Genomic DNA, 23,146 nt, shown 5'->3' with positions numbered 1-23,146 from the left:
GCCCCGTCCCGCGAAGAGGGACCTCGATACGGCGCCTCGTCCAGGTCTCGATCGCTTCGCGCCTCGACCAGCGAAGGTGGCGTCTAAGGGCGTCGATCGGTTGGCGGCGATCGGGCAGGACCTGCGCTTCTACGCCCAGGTGCTCCTGTCCATCCCGATGGCGCTGCGGCGCTACCCGAAGGAAGTCCTCAAGCTCCTCTCCGAGGTCAGCTTCGGCTCCGGTGCTCTCGCCGTCATCGGCGGCACCGTCGGCGTGATGGTCGGCATGAGCCTGTTCGTCGGCACCGTCGTCGGCATGCAGGGCTATGCGGCGCTCGACCAGATCGGCACCGCCACGCTCAACGGCTTCATCTCCGCCTACTTCAACACCCGTGAGATCGCGCCGCTCGTCGCCGCTCTCGCGATGTCCGCCACCGTCGGCGCCGGCTTCACCGCGCAGCTCGGCGCCATGCGGATCAGCGAGGAGATCGACGCCCTGCAGGTGATGGGCATCGGTGCGATCCCGTTCCTTGTGACCACGCGGGTCATCGCCGGGTTCATCGCGATCATCCCGCTCTACGTGATCGGCCTCTTCACCTCGTACGCCGGCTCCCGGATCGTCACCGTCTTCTTCCGAGGGCAGTCAGCGGGCACGTACGACCACTACTTCGAGCTGTTCCTACCAGGGATCGACATCCTGCTGTCATTCGGGAAAGTGCTGATCTTCTCCGTGCTCATCATCCTCATCCACTGCCGCCTCGGCTACACCGCGAGCGGCGGACCCGCAGGCGTCGGCACCGCCGTCGGCCGCTCCGTCCGGACCAGTATCGTCACCGTCGCCGTGCTCGACCTCGTCCTTTCCATGGCCATGTGGGGCACGACGACCACCGTGAGGATCGCCGGATGAGATCGACCCGACTCCTCGACAGCCTGATCGGCGTCGGCTACCTCGTCGTCGTCGCGGCGTTCCTCGCCGGTGCCCTGATGATGTACAACAAGACGTTCGCCGACAGCACCGACATCAAGCTGACGACCGGCACCATCGGCAACGCCCTGCAGACCGGCTCCGACGTCAAGCTCGACGGCGTCCCCGTCGGCACGGTCACGGCGGTCGAGGCGGCCGACGATGGCGCTGTCCTCACTCTCGCCCTCGACCCCGACACGGCCGACCAGCTCTCGGCGTCGACCACGGCGCGGCTGCTGCCGAAGACACTGTTCGGCGAGCGATACGTCTCGCTCGTCGTCCCGCGCGACGTCCCGGCGAGCGGGCTGTCTGGCGGAGACACCATCCATCAGGACACGTCCGCCGAGGCCGTCGAGCTCGAGCAGGTCTTCGACGAGCTCCTCCCTGTGCTCCAGTCCATCCAGCCCGACAAGCTGTCGGCGACGCTCGGCGAGCTGTCCACGATGCTGCGCGGCGAAGGCGCCACCATCGGTGAGTCGATGGCGAGCTGGGGCGACTACCTGGCCAAGATGAACCCGCTCGTGCCTCAGATGGCCGACGACTTCGAGGCCCTCGGCAAGGTCGCCACCGAGTACGACGAAGCCGTGCCCGACCTGCTCAACGCCCTCGACACCATGACCACCACCGCCGACACCCTGGTGGAGCAGCGGACCGAGCTCGGCGAGGTGTACGCCAACGTGATCGCCGGCGCCGACACGTCCTCCGGCTGGGTCGAGGACAACCAGGACACGATCGTGGTGCTGTCCGAGGACAGCCAGAAGGCGCTCGCGGCCACCGCGCCGTACGCCACGCAGTTCCCGTGCCTCTTCAAGGCCGTGCGCTCCTTCATCCCCGAGATGGACCGGGTGCTCGGCAAGGGCACCGACGAGCCCGGGATGCACGTCGTCCTGAACGTCGTCGAGGCTCGAGGCAAGTACGTCGCAGGCAAGGACAAGGTCACCTACCGTGACGGCGGTGCGCCGCGCTGCCCGTACATGAACGGCCAGCCCGGCACGAAGCCCGCCCGCGCCGGAGGCGCCGCCGCCGACCAGCCGCCGTCGATCCCGGCACCGCCGACCAGCCGCCTCGAGCAGCAGATGGCTGCAGGGTCGGGTCTCGGTGACGCCAACTCGCCCGCCGAGAACACGCTCATCACCGAGATCCTGGCCGCCGAGGAAGGCACCTCCCCGTCCGACTACCCCGAGTGGAGCAGCCTCCTCGTCGGGCCGACGCTCCGCGAAGCCATGGTGATCGTCCGATGACCTCCACACTGATCAAGAGCATCGTCTTCACGGTCGTGACCGTGCTCGCGACGGTCGCGCTCGCCGGCACGATCCGCAACAGCACCGGCGACGACGGGCGCCGGTTCACGGCATTGTTCTCCGACGCGACCAGCCTCAACAAGGGCGACGACGTACGGATGGCCGGCGTGAAGGTCGGCACCGTCCAGGACATCACCGTCACCGAGGACAGCAACGCCGAGGTGACCTTCAGCGTCACCGACGAGGTGCGGCTCACCTCGGGTGCGCGGGCCGAGCTCCGGTTCCGCAACCTCGTCGGACAGCGCTACATCGCGCTCTCGCCGTCCGAGACCTCCGGCGCCGTGAGCCTGCCCGCCGGACACACGTTCACCCTCGACGACACGCGTCCGGCGCTCGACCTCACGATGCTGTTCAACGGGTTCCAGCCGCTGTTCCGGATGCTCGATCCGAAGGACGTCAACCGCCTCAGCGAGCAGATCGTCGCCGTGTTCCAGGGCGAGGGGGCGACCGTCGACGGGCTGCTCTCGAGCACCGCCGACCTCGCGTCGACCCTCGCCGAGCGCGACGAGGTGATCGGCCAGCTCATCACGAACCTCAACGACGTCCTCACCGTGGTCGACGAACGCTCCACCCAGCTCGACACGACCCTCATCACCCTCCAGAAGCTCGTCAGCGGACTGGCGGAGGACCGCGAGGTCATCGGAAACACCATCGTCGGCCTCGGCGACCTCACGACGAGCGTCTCGGGGCTCCTCGAGGAGTCGCGGCCACCGCTCAAGGACTCGATCAGCGCCGTGCAGGTCCTCTCGAACAACCTCGCCAAGGAAGGCCCCGTGCTCGACGACTTCCTCAAGAACCTGCCCGTCAAGCTCGACAAGATCGGCCGGCTGGCGTCGTACGGGTCGTGGCTCAACTTCTACGTCTGCTCCATCGAGGGCCGGATCCCGCTGCCCGAGGGCTACATGGGCGACCTCGGTGTGAAGCCGGTCGCGGGGAGGTGCCGCTGATGTCGCGCAAGATCCGTCGCTATCCCACGGCGTTCGCCGAACGCAACAAGGTCGTCATCGCGATCGTCGGGATGCTCGCCGCGGCGCTCGTCTTCCTCGTCACTTTCAACGCGCAGGCACTGCCGGTGATCGGCGGCGGCGACGTGCAGCAGGCGTACTTCGCCGAGGCCGGCGGGCTCAAGGAGGGCAACGAGGTCCGCGTCGCCGGCGTGAAGGTCGGCGAGGTCACCGACATCTCGCTCGAGGGCGACAGGGTCGTCGTCGAGTTCCGCATCAAGGGCGTCGAACTCGGCAGCGAGACCACCGCCGCGGTGAAGGTCAAGACGATGCTCGGCCAGAAGTACCTCTCGCTCGCACCCGCCGGCCGCGACTCCCTTGACGGGGCGATCCCCGTCGACAACACGACCACCCCGTACGACGTCAATGCGGCGTTCTCCGATCTCTCGACCACGATCGACACGATCGACACCGTGCAGCTCGAGGACAGCTTCAACGCCCTCGCCGACGCGTTCGAGGACACGCCGGAGTCGGTGCAGGGGATGGTCACCGGTCTCACGGCGCTCTCCCGCACGATCTCGAGCCGCGACGAGGAGCTCGCCGACCTGTTCGCGTCGACGGCCAGCGTCACCGGCACGCTCGAGCAGCGCAACGAGGAGTTCGCGAAGATCATCGACGACGGCAGCGCGCTGCTCGGCGAGCTCGAGACGCGACGCAAGGCGGTCAAGGCGATGCTCGACGGCACGTCGTCCCTCGGCACCCAGCTCCAGGGGCTCGTCACCGACAACGAGAAGCAGCTGCGCCCGGCCCTCGCCGAGCTCGACAAGGTCACCGAGATCCTCCAACGCAACCAGGACAACCTGACGGCGGCACTGCAGAAGATCGGCCCCTACTACCGGATGCTCGCCTCGGCGATGGGCAACGGCCGATGGGTCGACTCGTACCTCTGCGGGCTCTTCGACGAGCAGCAGCGGCCGGTCCTCGAGAACGACGTCGTCCGCGACTGCGACCCGAAGGGGCCCGTCCGATGAGGATCAACACCAAGCAGTGGGTCATCGGAGCGGTGATCATCGCGGCGCTCGGACTCTCCGGGTTCGCGAGCGACCGCGTGCTCGCCGCGGGTGGGACCGAGGTGTCGGCGCTGTTCGAGTCGACCGTCGGCCTCTATCCCGGCTCCGACGTGCAGGTGCTCGGCGTGCCAGTCGGCACCGTCACAGCCGTGGAGCCCGAGGCCGGCAAGGTCCGCGTGTCGATGAAGCTCGACCGCGGCCAGGACGTCGGCGCCGAGTCCGCTGCCGTCATCGTCGCGCCGACGCTCGTCAGCGACCGCTACGTCCAGCTCACCGAGCCGTACACCGGCGGAGCCAAGCTCGAGTCCGGCGCCGTCATCGAGAAGACGGCGGTGCCCGTCGAGATCGACGACCTGTACGCGAGCCTCAACGACGTCGGCCAGCAGCTCGGCCCCGACGGCGCGAACAAGAACGGTGCGCTGTCGCGGCTCCTCGACGTCGCTGCGAAGAACCTCGACGGGCAGGGCGCCGACCTCAACACGATGATCGCGGAGTTCGGCAAGGCCACCGGGACGCTGTCCAACAGCGACGACGACCTGTTCGCGACGATCGCCAACCTCAAGTCGTTCAACGACATGCTCGTCGAGAACGACCAGAGCGTCGCCGACGTCAACCGGCAGTTCGCGTCGGTCAGCGACTACCTCGCCGAGGACCGCGAGCAGATGGCCGAGGCCGTCGAGAACCTCGGCGACGCGATGGTCATCCTCGACGACTTCATCAAGGACAACCGCGCCAACCTCAAGACCAGCGTCGACAACCTCAAGGGACCGACCCAGGTGCTCGTGAACCAGCGCAAGTCGCTCGACGAGGCGGTGCGGACCATCCCGCTCGCCCTCCAGAACTTCCTCACGGCGTACAACGTGCAGACCAACACCGTCGACGGCCGCGGCAACCTCAACGAGGTGTCGCTGTGGTCCACGAACGGGCTCGACGCCAAGTCGTCCGATGACGCGCCGCCGGTCCTGCTGCCGGGTCTGGGGGAGGGGCGATGAGGGGGCCTCACCGCCGCTTGGCTGTCCGCCGGCTCTCCCGCTGGTTGAGCGAGCCATCACTCCGTTGGTTGAGCGAGCCATCACTCCGTTGGTTGAGCGAGCCATCACTCCGTTGGTTGAGCGAGCGAAGCGTGTCGAAACCCCTTGGTTTCGACACGGCCTCGGCTAGCGCCTCGGCCGGCTCAACCAGCGGAAGGGGGGCCAGCGCCTCGGCCGGCTCAACCAGCGGAAGGGGGGCTAGCGCCTCGGCCGGCTCAACCAGCCGTCGGTGGCGGGTCGCCGCGCTCGTCGCGGCCGGTGTGCTCACCCTGTCGGGGTGCGGCGCGCTGAGCGGCGGGGTGTACGAGGCGCCGCTGCCCGGAGGTGCCGACGTGGGCTCCGACCCGATGACGATCACCGCGGACTTCGAGGACGTGCTCGACCTCGTCCCGCAGTCGAGCGTCAAGGTCGACAACGTCGACATCGGCCGGGTCTCCAAGATCGCGCTCAACGCCGACGGCAAGAGCGCGAAGGTCGAGCTCGTCGTCAACAGCTCCATCACGCTCCCCGCGGGCACGACGGCGCGGCTGCAGCAGACCTCGCTGCTCGGTGAGAAGTACGTCGCACTCGTACGCCCGGAGCAGCCTGCTGCCGGGTCTCCCGTGGCCGACGGCGACGAGATCGCGCTCGCCGACACCTCCCAGGCGGCCCAGGTCGAGCAGGTCCTCGGCGCGCTGTCGATGGTGCTCAACGGCGGTGGCATCGGCCAGTTCCAGGAGATCTCCCGTGAGCTCCAGCAGGTGAGCAACGGGCGCCCGGAGGAGATCAAGGCGTTCCTCCAGGAGATGAACACGTTCGTCACCGCGCTCGACAAGCGCAAGGGAGCGATCACCGACGCGATCGACGGCCTCGCGGCACTGTCCACGACGCTGAACGAGGACAAGGACAAGATCGCGAACGCACTCGACGGACTCAGCCCCGGCATGGAGGTGCTCGTCGACCAGCGCGAGGACCTGGTCAAGATGCTCCAGTCGCTCGACAGGTTGTCCGACGTGACCGTCGAGACGCTCGACAAGGCCCAAGACGACATCGTCGCCGACCTCAAGCTGCTCGAGCCGATCCTGACGCAGCTCGCGAAGGCCGGATCCGACCTCCCGAACTCGCTCGAGATCCTCCTGACCTACCCGTTCCCTGACTCGGTGCTCGGCGCGATCAAGGGCGACTACCTCAACGTGTTCGTGACGACGAACTTCCGGACCCTGCCGTCCGGCTGCACGACCGCGAGCTGCGACTGGCCGCAGGTCAGCGCGGCCTCAGCCAGCGGCGTACCCGGCAGTCTTCTGAAGCCCCCGACCGACGACTCGTCGGACGGACCGGACGCGACCGAGGCGCCGCCGACACTGCTGCCGCCCACGAGCTCGCCGACCCCGGGCGCGCCCTCGCCGACGATCCCCGTGCCGGCGACGCCGTCACCGCTCGACGCGCCGACCGACGGTCCGACCACGGCGCCGACCAGTCCCGCACCGTCCGACGACCCGAGCCCCACACCGACTGATCCGACGCCGTCGGATGCCACGGCCGTGAAGGAGGGTGACGACTGATGCTCACCAGCCGTACGAAGACCCAGCTCGCCGCCTTCACCGTGCTCGCGGTGGTCGGCACGACGTACCTCGGCGCGAAGTACGTCGGCATCGACCCCTTCAGCTCCGACTACCGCGTGACCGTGTCGCTGCCCGAGGCCGGCGGCATCTTCGAGAACGGCGAGGTCACCTACCTCGGCGTGCCGGTGGGCCGGATCGAGACCCTCACCAACGTCCGCGGTGGTGGTGTCGAGGCCGTGCTGCGGATCGAGAGCGACACCGTGGACATCCCGGCCGACGTGTCCGTCCAGGTCGCGAACCGGTCCACGATCGGTGAGCAGTACGTCGACCTCAGCGGCACCTCCGGCACCGACGAGGTCCTCGCTGACGGAGACCGCCTGAGCGGGGGCGAGGAGGCGATCCCGCAGGACATCGACGTGCTGCTGAACACCGCGCGCGACTTCACCGCGTCCGTGCCGGAGGACTCGCTGAACACGGTCATCGACGAGAGCTACGACTTCTCGCAGGGGGCCAACCTCCCGCTGCGCCGCCTCGTCGACACGTCCTTGGAGTTCCACGAGGTCGCCGACCGCAACTTCCTCGTCTCGGCGGCGCTCATCAAGAACTCGGAGACCGTGCTGGAGACCCAGCAGGCGGCCGCCGAGAGCATCAAGTCGTACAGCGCGGACCTCAGCCTCCTCGCCACCACGATGGCCGACTCGGACGCCGACCTTCGTTCACTCATCGCAAACTCCCCGGCCGCCGCGCGCGAGGTCGACCAGCTGTTCACCCAGGTCGGGCAGCCGCTCGGCGTGCTGATGAGCAACCTCGTCTCGACCGCGCAGGTCTTCGGCACCAACGCGAGCGGCGTCGAGGACGCACTCATCCGCGTGCCCGAGGCGATCAGCGTCGGATGGGCCGTCAACGGTTCGAAGGGCATGAACCTCGGCCTCGCCACGACGTTCTTCGATCCGCCGCCCTGCACCGCGGGGTACGGCGGTACGACGAAGCGCCCCGGCACCGTGACGTCCGCGGGCAAGCCGTTCAACACGAAGGCCGGCTGCGACGCGTCTCCGTCGTCGGGCACCAACGTCCGCGGACCGAACGCGCTGCCGAAGTCCGGCGGCAAGGGCCCTGCTGCGGCTAGGGTGTCGGTCCCCGACACGCTCGGGGACCTGCTGGGAGGGAATGAATGATCGACCAGGTCGAGAGCGCCGACGAGGCAGAGCATGACATCGAGGAGACGCCCGAGCCGCCGCGTACCCCGCGGTGGAGACGGTACGCCCTGCCGGCCGTTGCTGCGGTCGTCCTCGTGGTGGGTGTGTTCCTCTGGTGGCGTGCGGCGACGGACGAGCAGGTGAGCCTCGCCCAGACCCGCGACGAGGTCCTGATCGCGGCCACGCAGAACATCGAGACGATGAACACGCTCGACTACCGAGAGGTCGACGCGGGACTCGACGCCTGGCTCGACGTCACCACGGGCACGCTGCACGACCAGCTCGCACAGGTCGGCGACGAGGAGCGTCAGCTGCTCGCCGACCAGAAGAAGATCTCGACCGGCAAGGTCGTCGACGCGGCCGTCTTCTCGGTGGACGAGGAGAAGGCGACGGTCGTGGCGTCCGTCGAGGTCACGGTGAAGGACGACGCGTCGCCCGACGAGGAGCCCACGATCAAGCGCAACCGGTTCACGTCCGACCTCGTGTACGTCGACGGCACGTGGCTCCTCGAGAGCCTCGAACAGGTGGCGGTGAACATCTCGTGAGTGCCGTGAAGCAGACCCTCGACGCGGTCCGACCGCACCTCGTCCTCATCCTGTCCGCACTGATGCTGGCGATCGGCATCGTCGGACTCTGGACGGCGTACGACCTCCGATCCGCCGACGCCGCCCAGAACCTCGCCGTCGTCGACGAAGACGCCACCGCCGCCGTGCAGTCGGAGGTGTCGCGCGCCCTGGTGAGTGTGCTGTCATACGACTACTCCGACCCGACCCCGACCGAGCAGGCAGCCGACGAGGTGCTCGCGGGTGACGCCCGGGAGGAGTACGACAAGCTCTTCGCGTCGCTCCAGGAACGGGCTCCGGGGCAGCAGCTCGTCCTCACCGCGCAGGTGCAGGTCGCTGCCGTGAAGACGTTGACCGACGACTCCGCCGAGCTGCTCGTCTTCCTGGACCAGTCCTCGCAGCGCGCGTCGGACCAAGAGGCGAGCGTGTCCGCTGCACAGCTCGCCGTCGATGCCGAGAAGGTCGGCGGGGTATGGAAGGTCACCGGCCTCACGCCCCTGTGAGCCGCTTCCCCTCGCTGGTCGAGGCGCAGCCCCACCCCGCTCTGACGCGCTTCCCCTCGCTGGTCGAGTAGCGGCGAGGCACGAGCCGCGTATCGAGACCTCCGCTGGTCGAGGCGTAGCCCCACCCCGCCGGTCGAGGCGTAGCCCCACCCCGCTGGCCGAGGCGCGAAGCGATCGAGACCCTACCCACCAGCCTGCCGGGTGGGTCAGGTCGGGTTCGGCTGTGGAAGGTGGTCGTCGTCCACAGTCGGTGTCGGCCTTCTGGCGGGTGTCAGCGGCACCGAGGACAATGATCATATGTTCGATTCAAGCCGGGTCGCGATGGCGCAGGCCACTCTCGAGGGTGCCCTCGAGATGCCGGTCGCGCTCGCTGACGGCGCGCAGACGCGTGCGGCGTTGCGGACCGCCCAGGAGATGGCCGACCGCCTGGAGGGCTGGCGAGCACAGCTGCTGAATCAGCTTGACGAGACCGCTGGATATGCCGATGACGGCGCCCCGTCGGCAGTGGCGTGGGCACGGGGTGAGCTCCGCCTTGATGACAGGACGACTTCTCGGCTCCGGGCGGCAGGTCGCACGATGCGGATGTTGCCGGGTGTGGGGGCGGCGATGGCTGCCGGGGAGATCCGGTTGGATCATGTGGCGGCGTTCACCGGGGCGCTGCGGCGGATCGATCACGAGGTGCTGGTGGATGCGACCGAGGGCGTGCTGCTGCCGTTGGCGAAGCAGGCGCCGCCGGCTGATCTGCGCAAGGCGATCGACCGTGTCGATGAGCTCGTCCGACCAGAGCGGGCGGTCAAGGCGTGGGAAGACGGGATGGACAAGCGTGACATCAAGCTCGCTCGTGCCGGTGAGGGTTTCCATCTGACGGGATTCCTCGATGTCGAGCTCGGTGCCCGGTTGCGGTCGTTCCTGATCGGAGCGTCGTCACCGCGGTCGCAAGGCGATTGCGAGGCCACGGACGACTCCGTCTGCGGCGGTCGCAAGGATCTGCGGACGGCGGCACAGCGTCGTGCGGATGCGCTGAGCGAGTTGTTGGATGTGGCCGCCGCGGGTGGGGTGCCGTCCGATCGTCGGTTGCGGCCGCAGGTGCACGTGATGGTTGATGCGGACTGGCTGGACCACGAGCCTGGTGCCGCGCCGCCGGAGCTGGAGGGGTTCGGGCCGATCGGTCGTGACCTGTACGGATATCTCGCTTGCACCGGCGACCACACCGAGGTCTTGACCGATGGGGTGACCGGTGGGCCGACGCCGTTTGCGGCAGTGCTGAACGTGGGGCGGACACGGCGGTTGGCGACGGCTAAGCAGCGCGAAGCGGTGCGCGCGCGGCAGCGTGGGCACTGTGCGAATCCGGGTTGTCGTCATCGGATCGCCGACGTCCACCACGTGTCGTGGTGGCGCCGGGATGGTGGGCCGACCGACTTCGAGAACCTTGTCGGCCTGTGCCGGTCGTGTCACATGAACGCCCATGCCGGAAGGCTGGAGATCACCGTCGACGGTGCCGGCGGGTTCGTCTTCATGAGGCGGTTCGGCGCCTCGAAGCGTGAGATCGACGACCGTGAACGGCTGAATCGGCGACGCCTCTCCGACTACCTCCGCGAGCTCGGGACCGTCAGAGTCGGCGTGCGGCCGAAGGGCCCCACTGTGGCCGGGCCGCAGGGCGTGACGGCGGACATTCGCTCGGCGGCCACGGCGCGGGCCATGGCCACGGCGCCGGTCACGGCGCCGGTCACGGCGCCGGAGCACGAGGCCGAGGTCGGCGACGTGACCGCGCTCCGCCACCTCAGACGCCATACCTTGACGCCACGCACGTGACGATCAGATCGGACGAACCACCTGAACGTATGCGCCGCACGCTGAACGTGTGCGCCGAAGGGTCTCGTCATGCGCGGACACCGCTCACGACCGACCCCGCGGCGTCCGCGGAGCTTGCGACGCTTGCGGCGCGGAGGACCGGTCACCAGGTGGTCGGCTTGGTCCCGGTGTAGACCCAGGCGTCGAAGAAGGCGCCCAGGTCCTGACCGGAGATGCGTTCGGCGAGAGCGATGAAGTCGCTGGTGGACCCCGTCGCGTACCGGTGCTTCTTCGGCCATGCCTTGAGCAGCGTGGCGAAGTCCTGCGCGCCGATCTCCTGCTGCAGCTCGTAGAGGGTGAGCGCGCCGCGGTTGTAGATCGCCGACGCGAAGAGGCCGGTCGGCCCTGGATCGGCGACGATCGTCGACCAGAACGGGGAGGTCGCGGGAGTCGCGTACACAGCGGCTGCGCTCGTCGCGACGGTCTGGCCGCCGGTCTGCTCCGCCCACATCCAGGCGGCGAACGTCGCGAAGCCCTCGTTGAGCCAGATGTCAGCCCAGCGGTGCGGGGAGACGGTGTTGCCGTACCACTGGTGCGCGATCTCGTGCGCGACGGTGCCCTCCCGGGCGACGCGCGAGTAGACCGCGCGCGACTGCGTCTCGAGCGCGTAGCCGACGTTGTCGTCGTCCACGATCGCGCCGGCCGAGGTGAACGGATAGGGGCCGAAGTGGTCGCTGAAGAACGCGATCATGTCCGCCTGCTTGGCCAGTGCCGCATCGCTGATCGTCCGGTTGGCGGGGGTGACGTCGCGGTCGATCGCGTTGATGATCGGGAGCCCGTCGACTGTCTTGGTCGTCGTGACGTCGAAGTCGCCCACCGATGCTGTCGTGAGGTAGCTCGCCATCGGGCTCGGCTCGAACCACCGGTACGTCGTACGGCCGTCGCGCGTGCGGGGCTTGCCGATCGGGAGCCCGTTGGCGATGGCGGCCTTGCCTTCGGGCACGGTGATGCTGAACGTGTAGATCGCCTTGTCATTCGGATCGTCGTTGACGGGGAACCACGTCGGTGCGCCGTCCGGCTCGTTGACGACCATCGCGCCGTCCGAGGTGGACACCCACCCGTACAGAGAGCCCTCGATGTCCGTCGGGCGGCCGGTCGTACCGCCGTAGTCGATCGTCACGACCGCGGGGAGATGGGCGAGCAACGGCAGGCGCGGCGTGACCGTCAGCTCGCCGTCGGTGTGCGTGTACGTCGCGCGCAGGCCGTTGACACGGACCGATGCGACGTCGAGACCGCGGAGGTCGAGGTTGAACGACGACAGCGTCTCGGTGGCGCGCAGCGTCATCGTCGAGGTGGCGTCGAGGGTGCCGCTGCTCGCGTCGACCGGCGTGTAGTCGAGGTAGAGGTGGTAGGTCAGCGCGTCGTAACCGGTCGCGCCCATCACCGGGAAGTAGGGGTCGCCCGCACACGTCCCGCCGGGCGATGGTCGCAGGCCGGTGAGGGGGAGGCGGTGGCCGGGACGGCGCTGCCCGCGAGGGCGAAGCATGCCGTGGCGGCGACGATCGCGGTACGACGCAGCGTGCTCATGATTGGCACGCTAGACCAGCACAGTGACGACGGCGTTTCGAATTGTCGACGGCAGCTCGCCCCGGATTTGGGTCTCGAACGGGCGTCCGGTAGGGTCGTACATGCCGACGCGGGGTGGAGCAGCTCGGTAGCTCGCTGGGCTCATAACCCAGAGGTCGCAGGTTCAAATCCTGCCCCCGCTACCAAATTCAGGCTCGGTTCCCTCTGGGGAACCGAGCCTGAAAGCTTTCTAACTTGACTCGGTCATCACAAAGTCAGCCTTATCTGACCAAGGTCGTGGCCGGTCGCGTCACCCCGGTCGAGGCTGAGCCCCGCCGCTGGTGGCGACGTCGACGCCGCTACGACAGGGCCATGAACACACTCATGATCGCCGCGCTGCCGGCCACCGCCCGACCCACCTTCTCGTCCACCACCACGGACGATCCTGACCTGAGGCGCGCCGGACTCACGCCCGCGGATGCCGCGCGCATCGGTGAGGCCCTCGCCGCCGCGCGCACCGACGGCACCCGGCGCCTCTACGACATCGTTTGGGGCCAATGGCAACGCTGGTGCACCGAACGCGGCGTCGCCGCCGTGCCCGCCGACCCACTCACCGTCTGCGCCTACCTGACCGAACGCGCCGAAGCCGGCCGCGCCACCGGCACCCTCGACATGGCCTGCACCGTCATCCGGCACGTCCACAGGACCACCGGAACCGTCGACCCGATCGCCTCCGAGGCCGTCCGCCAAGTCCGCCGCGGACTCCGTCGCACCTATGGCGCAGCACCTCGACGTCTCGCCCGACCACTGTCGGTCGAGGAGATCCGCCAGATCGTCGGCTGCATCGATCGCACCAGCCCGCACGGCATCCGCGATGCCGCGATCATCCTGCTCGGCTACGCATCCGCGATGCGCCGAGCCGAACTCGTCGCCCTTGACCTCGCCGACATCGAGCACAAGCCCGCCGGGCTCCTGCTACACATCCGGCAATCCAAGACCGACCCGGAAGGTCACGGCCAACAGGTCGCTGTCGTCCACGGCCAGCACGCCCTCACAGACCCAGTCGCCGCCGTCAACGCCTGGCGGACCATCCGTGGCAATGCGCCCGGCGCCCTGTTCACCCGGATCTGGGGCAGCAGCGTCAGCTCCGAGCGCCTCTCGGGACACGTCCCCGCCCGAATGCTCCGCACCCGCGCCGAAGCCGCCGGACTCGACGGCACCCGGATCACCGCCCACTCGCTCCGCGCCGGACACGCCACCGCGGCCGCGCTCGCCGGTGTCCCGCTGAACCGAATCGCCGCCCAGACCCGGCACAAGGACCTCGGCGTAGTGGTCAACCGCTACATCCGGCCGCTCGAGGCGCTCGCCACCACGTCCAGCAAGGATCTCGGCTTGTAGGCGGGTTGCGGTAACGCCCGCGGGCCCTGACGAAACCAAACGCGACCGTCTCGGGGGTTTGGTCAGCAGCAGCTGTGGCAGCCGTCGGCCACGGCGGGCTCGGCTTGGAGGCGGTCGAGCAGGCCGGTGGTGAAGGCGGCCCCGATGCGGTACGCCTCGGCCACCGGGGCCACCTCGGCGTCGCGGTGCTCGGCCAGCCAGCCTGCGGCGTCCTCGGGGGAGGTGAAGTAGTGCACCTGGTTGCAGAAGGACGAGCGGATCGAGGTGATCTCCTCAGGGTTGACCAGGGACACCATCGCGGTGGCCGGCTCTACGCTGGTCACCCCTTCGGTGGGGTCGACGGTGACCCGGATCGGCTCGCCGCTGACCGGGGAGACCGACTCGACGTGTGCCAGGCGGTCGAGGAGGGCGGGGAAGATCAAGGTATCCAGAGCACACCAGGTGTAGAGCTCCTCGCCCGCCACGGTGAACCGGTGCGGGGTGGGGCGCAGCGTGAGGCCCTGGCCGATGACCCGGCCCTGGTTGTCGTACTCGGTGTCCGGCACCGCAGCCAGACCACGCCGTACTTCGTCGAGGGTGCGGCCCGCGGCGGCGGCGAGCTGCTCGATGGTCACGGGGTCGCCGTCGACGAGCAGGCGCAGCAGCGGGATCAGCAGGCCGGCGTCGAGACCGGTCTCCTCGGGGCGGTTGAGTCGTTGGGGAAGTTGCGTGCTGAGGTCCGACATTGTGATGCCCTCCTTCTTGAGTGGCGTTGGGGCTGTCTGGGTGCCGCGTCAGGCGCAGCAGGACAACTTCGAGACGTCGGTGGTGAAGGCCTTGGCGACGATCCGGATGCCCTCGGTCATGGTCAGGTAGGGCGCCCAGGCGTCGGCGACCTCGGAGATGGTCTTGCCGAGGATGTGGACGCCGGCGGCGGCGAGCTCGCCGGCGTCCTTGCTCACCGCGGTGAGGCCGAGGATCTCGCCGGTGTCGGCGTTGGCGACCATCTTGATGAAGCCACGGACGTCCCGATTCACCAGCGCCCGGGGCACGTAGTCCAGCGGCAGCACCCGGCAGTCGCAGCGGATCCCGGCCGCGAGCACCTGGGCCTCGGTCATCCCGACCGCACCGATCGCGGGGCCGGTGAACGTCACCCGCGGCAACCGGGTGTAGTCCACCGACCTACCGGTGCCGGTGAACGCGTTCTCGGCGACCAGGGTGCCGTGGCGGGCTGCGACGTAGACGAACTCGGGGTGCCCGGTCACGTCGCCGGCCGCCCAGATCCGCGGGTTGGAGGATCCCAGCTGGTCGGTGACCACGATCGCGCCGGTCTCGCCGGTCTTCACCTCAACCGCGTCGAGGTTCAGGGCGTCGGTGACCGGCCGTCGACCGAGTGCGAGCAGGACCTGGTCGGCGCGGAATTCCTGCTCACCGCCCGAGACGTCTGCGGTGACGACGACCTGGCCGGTGGCCTCATGGCGGGTCACGCGGGTCGGGACCGCGCGGCGGACCACCCGGATGCCCTCGTGGGCGAAGACCTCCTGCACGGCCTTGGAGACTTCCGGCTCCTCCTTCGACGCTAGCCGGGAGCGAACCAGCAGGGTCACCTTCGACCCGAGACGGGCGAACAGCTGCGCCTGCTCCAGCGCCACGTAGCCGCCCCCGAGCACCAGCAGCGACTCCGGGACCTCGGTCAGTTCCATCGCCGTGGTCGAGGTCAGGTACCCGACCTCGTCCAGCCCGTCGATCGGCGGGGCCCAAGGGCGGGACCCGGTGGCCACCAGGTAGTGCTCGGCCTCGATGGTCTCGACGGTGCCGTCGGCCGCGGTGACCTCGAGCACGGGAGCGTCCGGGGTGCCGGCGAACGCCGCGTCGCCGTGGCGGATCTGCCAGCCGTAGGAGTCCGCGATGTCGACGTACTTCTCGCCGCGCAGTGCCTCGACGAGGTCCTGCTTGCCGCCGACCAGCGCGGCCATGTCCACCAGGTCGGCGGCGGTGGCGATGCCCGGGAACCGGGTCGACGCGTCCGCGGCGACGTGCCGGGCCTCGGCGGCCGCGATCAGTGCCTTGGACGGCACGCAGCCGGTGTTCACACACGTGCCGCCGAACGTGCCACGCTCAACCATGACCACCGACTTGCCCAGCGTGGTCGCGCGAATGGCCGCGGCGAACGCCGCGCCGCCCGACCCGATGATCGCGAGGTCGTACCTGGTCTGCATCCCGATTCCTCCCGGAGTGGTTGGGAAAAGCTCTTGATGCAGCGATACTGGACCTTCCAGTGAAGGGGAAGGTCAAGCGAGACCTGCGACACAAGGGAGGCCGGATGCGGATCGGGGAGCTCGCCGAGGCTGCGGGCACGACCACCAAGACGCTGAGGTTCTACGAGGATCAAGGGCTACTCCCGCCCGCCGAACGCACACCGGCCGGCTACCGCGCCTACACCCCCGAGGCCGTCACCCGGCTCGACTTCGTCCACCGCGGCCAAGCCGCCGGGCTCACCCTCGCCCAGATCAAGCAGATCCTCGACATCCGCGACCACGGCCAGGCTCCCTGCGGCCACGTGCGTGACCTGCTGGATGCACGCCTGGCCGACATCGACCGACAGATCACCGATCTCCTCGCACTTCGCGTCAACGTCGCCGCGCTCCGCGACGCCGCCGCAGATCCCGAACCAGACACCTGCAGCGCTGACGAGGTCTGCCGCTACCTGTAACTGGCCGAGCCTGTCACGGGCGGTGACGGTGGCGTGGCCGACCCCAGAGTCTCCGCTACAGGCCCCTATGGCCCGCATGAGTCATCGCACGCTTTGGCGGCGGCGGGTCCAAAGCGCGGCGAGAAGGTCAAGCTGATCAGCAACGGAACCGAGGTCGCCGGTGACCCCCGAGGGCTTCGCCTTGAGCCCGAGCAAGTGATCGTGCTTCGACTCCCGTAGATCGCGGCCCCGCCGCGGGATTTCGACAGGTCATCGAAAGGTCATCGGAAACGACGGGCATCCGTTCCGAGGCGTTCCGATAGACTTTGCGCTGTCCGATGGAGAACCTCCAGATCAACCCGAGGTTTTCCAGAGGGACCCAAAGTTTGAGGTAGTGCGGGACGGGCCTCCGATCTTGCCCAGAGGTCGCAGGTTCAAATCCTGCCCCCGCTACAAGATTCAGGCCCGGAGTTCTACGGAACTCCGGGCCTGATTGCATGTCACCGGCCTGATTGCATGTGCGGGTCAGAGGTCCCCGACGATCTCCCGCGCGAGGTCGTCGAGCGCCCGGATCGACGACGTCTCGTGGTCGGTGACCCAGACGAGCATGCTGCGGACCGCGGCGAATCCGTCGAGGGGGATCTCGACGACCTCGGGGTGCCGGTAGTACGTGCTGAAGGAGCTCACCGTGGGGTGCACGATCTCGCCCCGCGCGACGAGCTGGAGCACGTCGCTGGTCGTCGCGATCGCCGGCCCTCTTGCGATGGGGCGGCCCGACGGGGTTGTCGCGGGCCAGAACTCGTCGTACATGCTTCGCGGGATGCCGCTGCGCTGGATCAGGCTGTAGTCAGCGAGGTCCTCGGCGTCGACGCGGCTCTTCGCGGTCAGGGGATGCCCGGCGCGGACGAGGAGCACCCGCTCCTCGACGCTCAACGTGGCGCCCACCGTGAGGTCGGGCTCGTCGATCGGGTGGCGTTGGCACATCACGTCGAAGGCGCCGTCGCGCAGCCGCTCGAAGTCTCCGGGGAACTCCTCGGTCACCGTGAGCCGGCACGCGGGGAAGCGACGCTGGAACTCGCGGACGATGGTGGTGAAGTGCAGCCCGGCCATCGAGTACGTCGGAACGCAGATGCGCAGGACCCCACTGACTCCCGTGGCCGTCTCGCGCGCGTGGGCGACAGCGCGTCTGAGCTCGTCGTACGCTGGGCGGACCTCGTCACGCAGCTGGACGCCCAGCGGAGTGAGGGCGACCCTGCGGCTCGTGCGGTCGAAGAGCCGCCCGCCGATGCGACTCTCCATGGCCCGGACCGTCTGGCTGACCCGACTCTGCGTGATGAAGAGCCGCTCGGCGGTACGGCCGAAGTGGAGCTCGTCGGAAAGGACGAGGAACACCTCGATCTCGCGCAGCTCCACGAGCACGATCTTAGTGGCATCGATGAGTTTGGCTACTGGATCTCATCCGGATTGAGTCGTTGATCGCCCCGCGCGCAGGCGACGAGCATGGGTGACGCCGATCAATTCGCGAGGAGCTCACCATGACCGCTGTCTACACCTTCGACGTCTTCGCCACCGTCGACGGCTTCGGTTCCTACGGGGACGACGCCGACTGGGGTGGCTACTGGAGCAAGCAGGGCCCCGAGTTCCTGGACCACCGGCTCGCCGTCTACAGCCAGGACCAGCGGATGGTCTTCGGCGCCAACACGTACCGGGAGATGGAGGAGATGCTAGGGCTCAGCGCGGTGGAGTCAGAGTCGCTCGACCCGGTGAACGACCGGATGAGAAGCCTCCCGACGACGGTCGTCTCGACGACGCTCGAAGGACCGCTCGACTGGCCTGACGCAACGCTGGTGGCCGGCGATGCCGTGGACGTCGTCCGCCGCCTCAAGGCCGAGTCGGACGTGCCGCTGCGGTCTGCCGGAAGCCTGTCGATGAACCGGTCGCTGATGGCAGCCGGTCTCGTCGACCGGGTGCAGCTGACGATCTTCCCGGTGATCACGGGCCGTACAGGGACGCATCTGGTCCTCGGGGACGCGGCCGACTTCGACCTCGAGCTGATCGAGAGCCGGGTGTTCGACGGTCGCATCCAGGAGCTCACCTATCAGCCCACCCTCCACCCGTGAGGGCGCGTCGAGCGGTACGGGTCGTCGTCGCGACGTTGCTGCTTCTGCTCGCGACCTCGATCGCCACTCCCCAGAGGGCGTCGGCGATGTACATCGACGAGAACCCGGGTTATGGGCCGATCGGGAGCGGGCTACAGTTCGCGGACTGTCCGTGGGGCTACGCGTGCGTCTGGGAAGGGCTCCACGTCATCGGCAACCCGCCGACGGAGCACCGGTACTACCACTACGGCGCCTACAGCTTCGTCGCGGAGTACGGCGACCACGTGGTGTGGAACCATCAGACGGGCGGTGCAAAGGTCATGCTCTGCTTGGGGTACAACGGCACGAACTGCCTCGTCGTCCTACGCGCGGGTCAGGCTTTCCACGGTTCCCTGACGCCGTTCAACTCGATCAAGCTGACGGCTTGATACGGGCGCGTTCGAACCAGTCGATCGCGAGGTGGTCGAACGCGCCGTGCGCGCGCTCGCAGGCTCCTGACCGGAACGTGCGACGTCAGAGATCGTCAGGACGGTCGGCGGTCGCGATCGTGACGGCGTCCTCGGGGGGAACGATCTCCGGATCGGGCAGATCAGGGTTCGGCTCCCGCGGGTCGACGTCGGGATCGATCGGGACTGGGTCGCCCGAGGGCACGACCGACGGGTCGGGATTCGGTTCGTCTGGTGTGATCGTCATTCCGCCCTGGTACCCGCTTCCCGGCACCTCAGTCTCACCTGATCTCAGGCAGCTCCTGCGCAGCGCCGAGCAGGACGCGGAAGGGATCGCCGTCAGACTCCAGCCGGTCGAGCAGGGTTCGGATGGTCCACCGGTCGGGGCGCAGGTCAGGGTCGTCCAGCTCGTCCCAGGCGAGCGGCACCGAGACCGGTGCGCCGAAGGCCGGGCGGGGTGAGTACGGCGCGACGAGGGTCTTGTTGACGGCGTTCTGTGTGTAGTCGAGTCGCGCGAGCCCCTTGCGCTCCTTCACCTCCCACTTCCAGCTGACCAGCTCCGGCACGACCCGACCGACCGTCTTCGAGAGCTTCTCCACCCACGCGCGGGTGTCGTCGAACGAGTAGCCCGCAACGATCGGGATCCAGATCTGGATGCCCCGGCGGCCTGTCACCTTGGGTCGGCCTGTCACGCCGAGGTGCTCGAGCGCCGTACGGTGCAGCCGCGCGAGCACGAGCAGATCCGCCCAGGAGGTCGACTCCCCAGGGTCGAGGTCGATCAGCGCGTACGTCGGCTCGTGCGGTGCCGTCGTACGGGAGGTCCACGGATGCCACTCGAGGGCGCCGAAGTTCGCGGCCCACACCACCGTCGCCGGCTCCTCGGCGACGACGTACGTGGTGGTCTCGCCGTCGTCGGCCTCGGCGTTCTTCCAGGAGCCGAGCCACTCGGGTGCGTGAGCGGGTCGCTGCTTGTGCCAGAACCCCGTCTTGTCAGCGCCGTCCGGATAGCGGTGCAGGTTGAGTGCGCGGCCCTCGAGGTACGGCAGCGCGACTGGGGCGACGCGCGCGGCGTACGCGAGCAGCTCGCGCTTGGTCACCGGCGGGTCACCGGGGAAGAGCACCTTGTCGAGGTTCGTGACCTTCAGCGGTCGGCCGAAGACGTCCCACGTGCCCTGCTTGCCCAGGGACTCGAGCTCGCCGATCGCGTCGTCCGGCAGCGGATCGGGCAGGAGCGAGACGCTGGCCTCCGCGGCCGGCGCGTCCGAACGCCAGAGGAAGTGTGGGTCGGCCTTGACCTCGTCGTTCGTCCGTCCGCTCAGCACCGAGCGCGGGTGCTCCTCCGGGTCCCAGCCCTCGACGGCGTGGTCGTCCCGCTTGTGGAGCAGCATCCAGGCGTCACCGTCGCCCTCGCGCCGTACGAGGACCAGACGCCCGCGGAGCTTCTGGCCGTGCACCTCGGCGTGCAGCTCGCCCTTCTCCACGGCAGCGCGCGGGTCGTCCGTCTTGACGGACTCCCAGGTGCCGGTGTCCCACACGATGACGTCGCCCCCGCCGTACTCCCGCGACGGGATGACGCCCTCGAAGTACAGGTACTCGATCGGGTGGTCCTCGACGTGCATGGCGAGCCGGCGTGTGCCGGGGTCGAGTGTCGGCCCCTTGGGCACGGCCCAGCTGACGAGGACGCCGTCGATCTCGAAGCGCAGGTCGTAGTGCAGCCGGCTCGCACGGTGTCGCTGGACGACGAACCGGCCGGGCCCACCCGCGGCCGGCGCGTCGCCCGCCGGCTCGGGGGTGTGCGTGAAGTCGCGCTTGCGGCGGTAGACCTCGAGCGGATCGCTCATGCATGCCCCGTTCCCCGCGCGCGCCGCTCCATGCCGAGTCGTCGCAGCGATCCCGCAGATGGCCCAGCCTGCACCCTGATCAGCCGAAGCGCCCGCTCACGTAGTCGGCGGTGCGTGCATCGGCCGGGTTGTCGAACATGACGTCCGTCGGACCCTGCTCGACGACGACGCCCGGGGTGCCGTGCGAGGCCAGGAAGAACGCGCAGCGCTGCGAGACGCGGGCAGCCTGCTGCATGTTGTGCGTGACGATCACGATCGTGACGTCCTGCGCGATCTGGGTGATCGTCTCCTCCACGACGCGGGTCGACGTCGGGTCGAGCGCCGAGCACGGCTCGTCCATCAGCAGGATCTTCGGCTTCACCGCGAGAGACCGGGCGATGCAGAGGCGCTGCTGCTGGCCTCCGGACAGCGCCGAGCCGGGTTCGTCGAGCCGGTCGCGCACCTCCTTCCAGAGGCCGGCGCGGGTCAGTGACTCCTCGACGAGGTGGATGCGCTCGTCCTTGCCGATCCGCGAGCCGGTGATCTTCAGGCCCGCGAGGACGTTCTCGCGGATCGACATCGCGGGGAACGGGTTCGGCTTCTGGAAGACCATCCCGATCGACTTGCGCGCCTCCGTGAGCCGGCGTTCGGGGTCGTAGACGTCCTGCCCGTCGAGCAGGACCTGCCCCGCGAGCCGCGCCCCTGGCACGAGCTCGTGCATCCGGTTGAGGATCCGCAGGAACGTCGACTTGCCGCACCCGGACGGACCGATCAGCGCGGTGACCTGACCGGCCGGCATCTCGATCGAGACCCGGTCGAGGACCTTGGCGCGGCCGAACCACGCGGACACCTCCCGTGCGTGGAGGGTCGAGGCGAGCGACGGAGCCGGAAGCGTGCCCAGCGCGGGCACGATGACGGTCTGGTCAGTGGTCATGGTTCTGCTCCCGGTGTGTGCCCTGCGGGGACGCCGTACGACGTCCCCGCAGGGCGATCGGACACGTGCTCACTTCTTGGCGACGACCAGCGTCTTCGCGGCCGAGCTGCGCGGCAGGTAGACGGTGCTGCCGAGGTACTTCACGGTCACCTTCCACTTGCCGGCCTTCTGCTTGGGCACGGTCACGGTGACCTTGCCCGAGCTCGAGAGGGCCTTGTTGCGGATGACGACGGTCTTCTTGCCGCGCTTGAGCACGACGGTGACCCTGCCGGTGGGCTGGACGAGACCCGCTGGCCTCGCGACGGAGACGAGGAGCTTGCCGGCCTTCCTCGCCGTCACCTTCTTGCTCACCTTCCAGGTCGGCGCGGGAGCGGTGCCCCGGGCGACTGCGTACGCGTGCTCAGCGGTCGTCGCGGACCGGACGACGGCCGTGTTGGTGGACGTGAAGACGACCTTGACCCTGCGCACACCGGGACGCAGCACGCCCCGCGCGATCGTGAGCGTCGCCCGGCCGGATGCGTCCAGCGCCTTCGTGCTGCTCACGGCAGTGGACCCCGAGTACAGCCGTACGGTGCCCTTGGCGGCCGTGCTGCCGCCGCCCACGGCGACCGTGACGTTGCGCGTCGCGCCGTACGCGAAGCCGGCGCCCCACGTCGGCCGCACCGTCGCCACCGGCGCCGGTGGGGGCGTGGTCGGGACACCGCTGGGCGGGTCGGTCAGGGTCCAGCTCGAGCCGGTGACCTTGACGTACGCGGAGGCGTACGCGTTAGAGACGCCGCCGGTGGCCGAGCTGGTGCGCAGACGCAGCGCGTACACGCCCGGGAAGGTTCCGGTCGTCTCCGTGCTCGGCAGTGCCTCGACCGTCTGGTCCAGCGGAAGCGAGCCCGCCAGCGAGACGAACGGCTTCGCACCGACCCCGGTGGGGCCAGGGACGGCGCCGCTGCCGCTGAAGCGGGTCGTACCGGAGGCTTGCTGCCCGCTCCAGGCACCCGCCGCCGTCGCCGCCGAGGTGAGGTGGACGAACAACGACGCGGACGTGTCGCCGGCGCGGACCTCGTCCGCCGCGACGGCGAACGCGCCGAGCGGGTCGTCGAGCGTGCCCGAGGTGACCTCGGTCCCGTCGGCCCTGACGATCTTGAGTGTCGTGACGTCGTCGGGGTCGGCGACGGTCGCGCTGTCACCGTCGTACCAGTCGAGCGGGTCGGCGGCGACCGCGACGCCGCCGGCGCCCGCGACGAGCGCGAGGCTTGCGGCCACGCTCGCCACTGTTCGTGGAGTGATCTTCATGGTGGATCTCCTGATGGGTCGAAGAGGTCTGGTAGGGGCGAC

The 23,146-nt window shown here is 69.0% G+C and carries 23 protein-coding genes and 1 tRNA gene; 15 read left to right on the top strand and 9 right to left on the bottom strand.

Annotated elements, in window-relative coordinates:
* Positions 1 to 76: 76 nt before the first annotated feature.
* The 10 genes from GH747_RS10355 (at position 77) to GH747_RS10310 (ending at position 10,904) form a co-directional block, all read left to right on the top strand.
* Complete coding sequence (locus tag GH747_RS10355) at positions 77 to 886, top strand: MlaE family ABC transporter permease (RefSeq protein ID WP_323740632.1); 810 nt, start codon at positions 77 to 79, stop codon at positions 884 to 886.
* Positions 883 to 2,184 (top strand): MCE family protein, encoded by a 1,302-nt coding sequence (locus GH747_RS10350; protein ID WP_149769456.1) that lies wholly within the window; start codon positions 883 to 885, stop codon positions 2,182 to 2,184. The genes GH747_RS10355 and GH747_RS10350 overlap by 4 nt, the downstream gene beginning before the upstream one ends.
* Positions 2,181 to 3,191 (top strand): MCE family protein, encoded by a 1,011-nt coding sequence (locus tag GH747_RS10345; RefSeq protein ID WP_149769455.1) that lies wholly within the window; start codon positions 2,181 to 2,183, stop codon positions 3,189 to 3,191. The genes GH747_RS10350 and GH747_RS10345 overlap by 4 nt, the downstream gene beginning before the upstream one ends.
* Positions 3,191 to 4,219 (top strand): MCE family protein, encoded by a 1,029-nt coding sequence (locus tag GH747_RS10340; protein WP_149769454.1) that lies wholly within the window; start codon positions 3,191 to 3,193, stop codon positions 4,217 to 4,219. The genes GH747_RS10345 and GH747_RS10340 overlap by 1 nt, the downstream gene beginning before the upstream one ends.
* A complete protein-coding gene (locus GH747_RS10335) occupies positions 4,216 to 5,250 on the top strand; it encodes an MCE family protein (RefSeq protein WP_163695464.1) in 1,035 nt (344 codons plus the stop codon). Before GH747_RS10340 ends, GH747_RS10335 begins: the two co-directional genes overlap by 4 nt.
* Positions 5,247 to 6,830, top strand: a complete 1,584-nt coding sequence (locus GH747_RS22260) for an MCE family protein (protein ID WP_149769452.1) — start codon at positions 5,247 to 5,249, stop codon at positions 6,828 to 6,830. Before GH747_RS10335 ends, GH747_RS22260 begins: the two co-directional genes overlap by 4 nt.
* The gene (locus tag GH747_RS10325; RefSeq protein ID WP_149769451.1) at positions 6,830 to 8,005 is read left to right on the top strand and encodes an MlaD family protein; all 1,176 of its coding nucleotides are present in this window, start codon (positions 6,830 to 6,832) and stop codon (positions 8,003 to 8,005) included. Before GH747_RS22260 ends, GH747_RS10325 begins: the two co-directional genes overlap by 1 nt.
* Positions 8,002 to 8,571, top strand: coding sequence for a hypothetical protein (locus tag GH747_RS10320; RefSeq protein ID WP_149769450.1), 570 nt, complete (start codon positions 8,002 to 8,004; stop codon positions 8,569 to 8,571). The genes GH747_RS10325 and GH747_RS10320 overlap by 4 nt, the downstream gene beginning before the upstream one ends.
* Positions 8,572 to 8,576: 5 nt before the next feature.
* Positions 8,577 to 9,092 carry a hypothetical protein gene (locus GH747_RS10315; protein WP_149769449.1) on the top strand — a complete coding sequence of 172 codons (516 nt, stop codon included), beginning with the start codon at positions 8,577 to 8,579 and terminating at the stop codon, positions 9,090 to 9,092.
* 321 nt (positions 9,093 to 9,413) lie between these two features.
* Complete coding sequence (locus GH747_RS10310) at positions 9,414 to 10,904, top strand: HNH endonuclease (protein ID WP_163695463.1); 1,491 nt, start codon at positions 9,414 to 9,416, stop codon at positions 10,902 to 10,904.
* Positions 10,905 to 11,046: 142 nt separating this feature from the next.
* Here the strand turns inward: GH747_RS10310 and GH747_RS10305 are convergent, their stop codons facing one another.
* Entirely contained in the window at positions 11,047 to 12,324 is a 1,278-nt protein-coding gene (locus tag GH747_RS10305; protein WP_163695461.1) for a M1 family metallopeptidase, read from the bottom strand.
* Positions 12,324 to 12,470 carry a hypothetical protein gene (locus GH747_RS10300; protein ID WP_163695459.1) on the bottom strand — a complete coding sequence of 49 codons (147 nt, stop codon included), beginning with the start codon at positions 12,468 to 12,470 and terminating at the stop codon, positions 12,324 to 12,326. The genes GH747_RS10305 and GH747_RS10300 overlap by 1 nt, the downstream gene beginning before the upstream one ends.
* Positions 12,471 to 12,578: 108 nt before the next feature.
* On the opposite strand from GH747_RS10300, the gene GH747_RS10295 reads away from it, so the two are divergent.
* A tRNA-Met gene (locus GH747_RS10295) sits at positions 12,579 to 12,655 on the top strand.
* Between the two features lie 178 nt (positions 12,656 to 12,833).
* Positions 12,834 to 13,847 carry a tyrosine-type recombinase/integrase gene (locus GH747_RS10290; RefSeq protein ID WP_228552862.1) on the top strand — a complete coding sequence of 338 codons (1,014 nt, stop codon included), beginning with the start codon at positions 12,834 to 12,836 and terminating at the stop codon, positions 13,845 to 13,847.
* A 62-nt stretch (positions 13,848 to 13,909) separates the two neighbouring features.
* Here GH747_RS10290 and merB read toward each other — a convergent pair whose 3' ends face one another.
* Positions 13,910 to 14,572, bottom strand: coding sequence for an organomercurial lyase MerB (gene merB / locus GH747_RS10285; protein ID WP_149769446.1), 663 nt, complete (start codon positions 14,570 to 14,572; stop codon positions 13,910 to 13,912).
* Between the two features lie 48 nt (positions 14,573 to 14,620).
* Positions 14,621 to 16,045: a mercury(II) reductase gene (gene merA / locus GH747_RS10280; protein ID WP_149769445.1), complete on the bottom strand. Its 1,425-nt coding sequence runs from the start codon at positions 16,043 to 16,045 to the stop codon at positions 14,621 to 14,623.
* A 104-nt stretch (positions 16,046 to 16,149) separates the two neighbouring features.
* On the opposite strand from merA, the gene GH747_RS10275 reads away from it, so the two are divergent.
* Positions 16,150 to 16,539 carry a heavy metal-responsive transcriptional regulator gene (locus GH747_RS10275; protein WP_149769444.1) on the top strand — a complete coding sequence of 130 codons (390 nt, stop codon included), beginning with the start codon at positions 16,150 to 16,152 and terminating at the stop codon, positions 16,537 to 16,539.
* 504 nt (positions 16,540 to 17,043) lie between these two features.
* On the opposite strand, the gene GH747_RS10270 is transcribed toward GH747_RS10275, so the two are convergent.
* Positions 17,044 to 17,931 carry a LysR family transcriptional regulator gene (locus GH747_RS10270; RefSeq protein ID WP_149769442.1) on the bottom strand — a complete coding sequence of 296 codons (888 nt, stop codon included), beginning with the start codon at positions 17,929 to 17,931 and terminating at the stop codon, positions 17,044 to 17,046.
* 122 nt (positions 17,932 to 18,053) lie between these two features.
* Here GH747_RS10270 and GH747_RS10265 point away from each other — a divergent pair, with 122 nt between their 5' ends.
* Together GH747_RS10265 and GH747_RS10260 are read left to right on the top strand one after the other, a co-directional pair.
* A complete protein-coding gene (locus GH747_RS10265) occupies positions 18,054 to 18,638 on the top strand; it encodes a dihydrofolate reductase family protein (protein WP_149769441.1) in 585 nt (194 codons plus the stop codon).
* A complete protein-coding gene (locus GH747_RS10260; RefSeq protein WP_149769440.1) occupies positions 18,635 to 19,045 on the top strand; it encodes a hypothetical protein in 411 nt (136 codons plus the stop codon). Before GH747_RS10265 ends, GH747_RS10260 begins: the two co-directional genes overlap by 4 nt.
* Positions 19,046 to 19,130: 85 nt before the next feature.
* Here the strand turns inward: GH747_RS10260 and GH747_RS10255 are convergent, their stop codons facing one another.
* The 4 genes from GH747_RS10255 to GH747_RS10240 form a co-directional block, all read right to left on the bottom strand.
* Entirely contained in the window at positions 19,131 to 19,310 is a 180-nt protein-coding gene (locus GH747_RS10255; RefSeq protein WP_149769439.1) for a hypothetical protein, read from the bottom strand.
* Between the two features lie 34 nt (positions 19,311 to 19,344).
* Entirely contained in the window at positions 19,345 to 20,904 is a 1,560-nt protein-coding gene (locus GH747_RS10250; RefSeq protein WP_149769438.1) for a non-homologous end-joining DNA ligase LigD, read from the bottom strand.
* Positions 20,905 to 20,983: 79 nt separating this feature from the next.
* Entirely contained in the window at positions 20,984 to 21,817 is an 834-nt protein-coding gene (locus GH747_RS10245) for a phosphate ABC transporter ATP-binding protein (protein WP_149769437.1), read from the bottom strand.
* Positions 21,818 to 21,886: 69 nt separating this feature from the next.
* Positions 21,887 to 23,104 (bottom strand): Ig-like domain repeat protein, encoded by a 1,218-nt coding sequence (locus GH747_RS10240; RefSeq protein ID WP_149769436.1) that lies wholly within the window; start codon positions 23,102 to 23,104, stop codon positions 21,887 to 21,889.
* Positions 23,105 to 23,146 lie beyond the last annotated feature (42 nt).

It is taken from the genome of Mumia xiangluensis (genome assembly GCF_010994095.1).
In the GTDB taxonomy this organism is placed as follows: domain Bacteria; phylum Actinomycetota; class Actinomycetes; order Propionibacteriales; family Nocardioidaceae; genus Mumia; species Mumia xiangluensis.
The sequence above is the reverse complement of the archived record's forward strand: the minus strand, read 5'-3'. Positions and strand labels throughout refer to the sequence as shown.

Coding starts and splice junctions, on each gene's coding strand:
- GH747_RS10350 (WP_149769456.1), top strand. CDS start 883: ATGAGATCGACCCGACTCCTCGACAGCCTGATCGGCGTCGGCTACCTC.
- GH747_RS10345 (WP_149769455.1), top strand. CDS start 2,181: ATGACCTCCACACTGATCAAGAGCATCGTCTTCACGGTCGTGACCGTG.
- GH747_RS10340 (WP_149769454.1), top strand. CDS start 3,191: ATGTCGCGCAAGATCCGTCGCTATCCCACGGCGTTCGCCGAACGCAAC.
- GH747_RS10335 (WP_163695464.1), top strand. CDS start 4,216: ATGAGGATCAACACCAAGCAGTGGGTCATCGGAGCGGTGATCATCGCG.
- GH747_RS22260 (WP_149769452.1), top strand. CDS start 5,247: ATGAGGGGGCCTCACCGCCGCTTGGCTGTCCGCCGGCTCTCCCGCTGG.
- GH747_RS10325 (WP_149769451.1), top strand. CDS start 6,830: ATGCTCACCAGCCGTACGAAGACCCAGCTCGCCGCCTTCACCGTGCTC.
- GH747_RS10320 (WP_149769450.1), top strand. CDS start 8,002: ATGATCGACCAGGTCGAGAGCGCCGACGAGGCAGAGCATGACATCGAG.
- GH747_RS10310 (WP_163695463.1), top strand. CDS start 9,414: ATGGCGCAGGCCACTCTCGAGGGTGCCCTCGAGATGCCGGTCGCGCTC.
- GH747_RS10305 (WP_163695461.1), bottom strand. CDS start 12,324: ATGGGCGCGACCGGTTACGACGCGCTGACCTACCACCTCTACCTCGAC.
- GH747_RS10300 (WP_163695459.1), bottom strand. CDS start 12,470: ATGAGCACGCTGCGTCGTACCGCGATCGTCGCCGCCACGGCATGCTTC.
- GH747_RS10290 (WP_228552862.1), top strand. CDS start 12,834: ATGATCGCCGCGCTGCCGGCCACCGCCCGACCCACCTTCTCGTCCACC.
- merB (WP_149769446.1), bottom strand. CDS start 14,572: ATGTCGGACCTCAGCACGCAACTTCCCCAACGACTCAACCGCCCCGAG.
- merA (WP_149769445.1), bottom strand. CDS start 16,045: ATGCAGACCAGGTACGACCTCGCGATCATCGGGTCGGGCGGCGCGGCG.
- GH747_RS10275 (WP_149769444.1), top strand. CDS start 16,150: ATGCGGATCGGGGAGCTCGCCGAGGCTGCGGGCACGACCACCAAGACG.
- GH747_RS10265 (WP_149769441.1), top strand. CDS start 18,054: ATGACCGCTGTCTACACCTTCGACGTCTTCGCCACCGTCGACGGCTTC.
- GH747_RS10255 (WP_149769439.1), bottom strand. CDS start 19,310: ATGACGATCACACCAGACGAACCGAATCCCGACCCGTCGGTCGTGCCC.
- GH747_RS10250 (WP_149769438.1), bottom strand. CDS start 20,904: ATGAGCGATCCGCTCGAGGTCTACCGCCGCAAGCGCGACTTCACGCAC.
- GH747_RS10245 (WP_149769437.1), bottom strand. CDS start 21,817: ATGACCACTGACCAGACCGTCATCGTGCCCGCGCTGGGCACGCTTCCG.
- GH747_RS10240 (WP_149769436.1), bottom strand. CDS start 23,104: ATGAAGATCACTCCACGAACAGTGGCGAGCGTGGCCGCAAGCCTCGCG.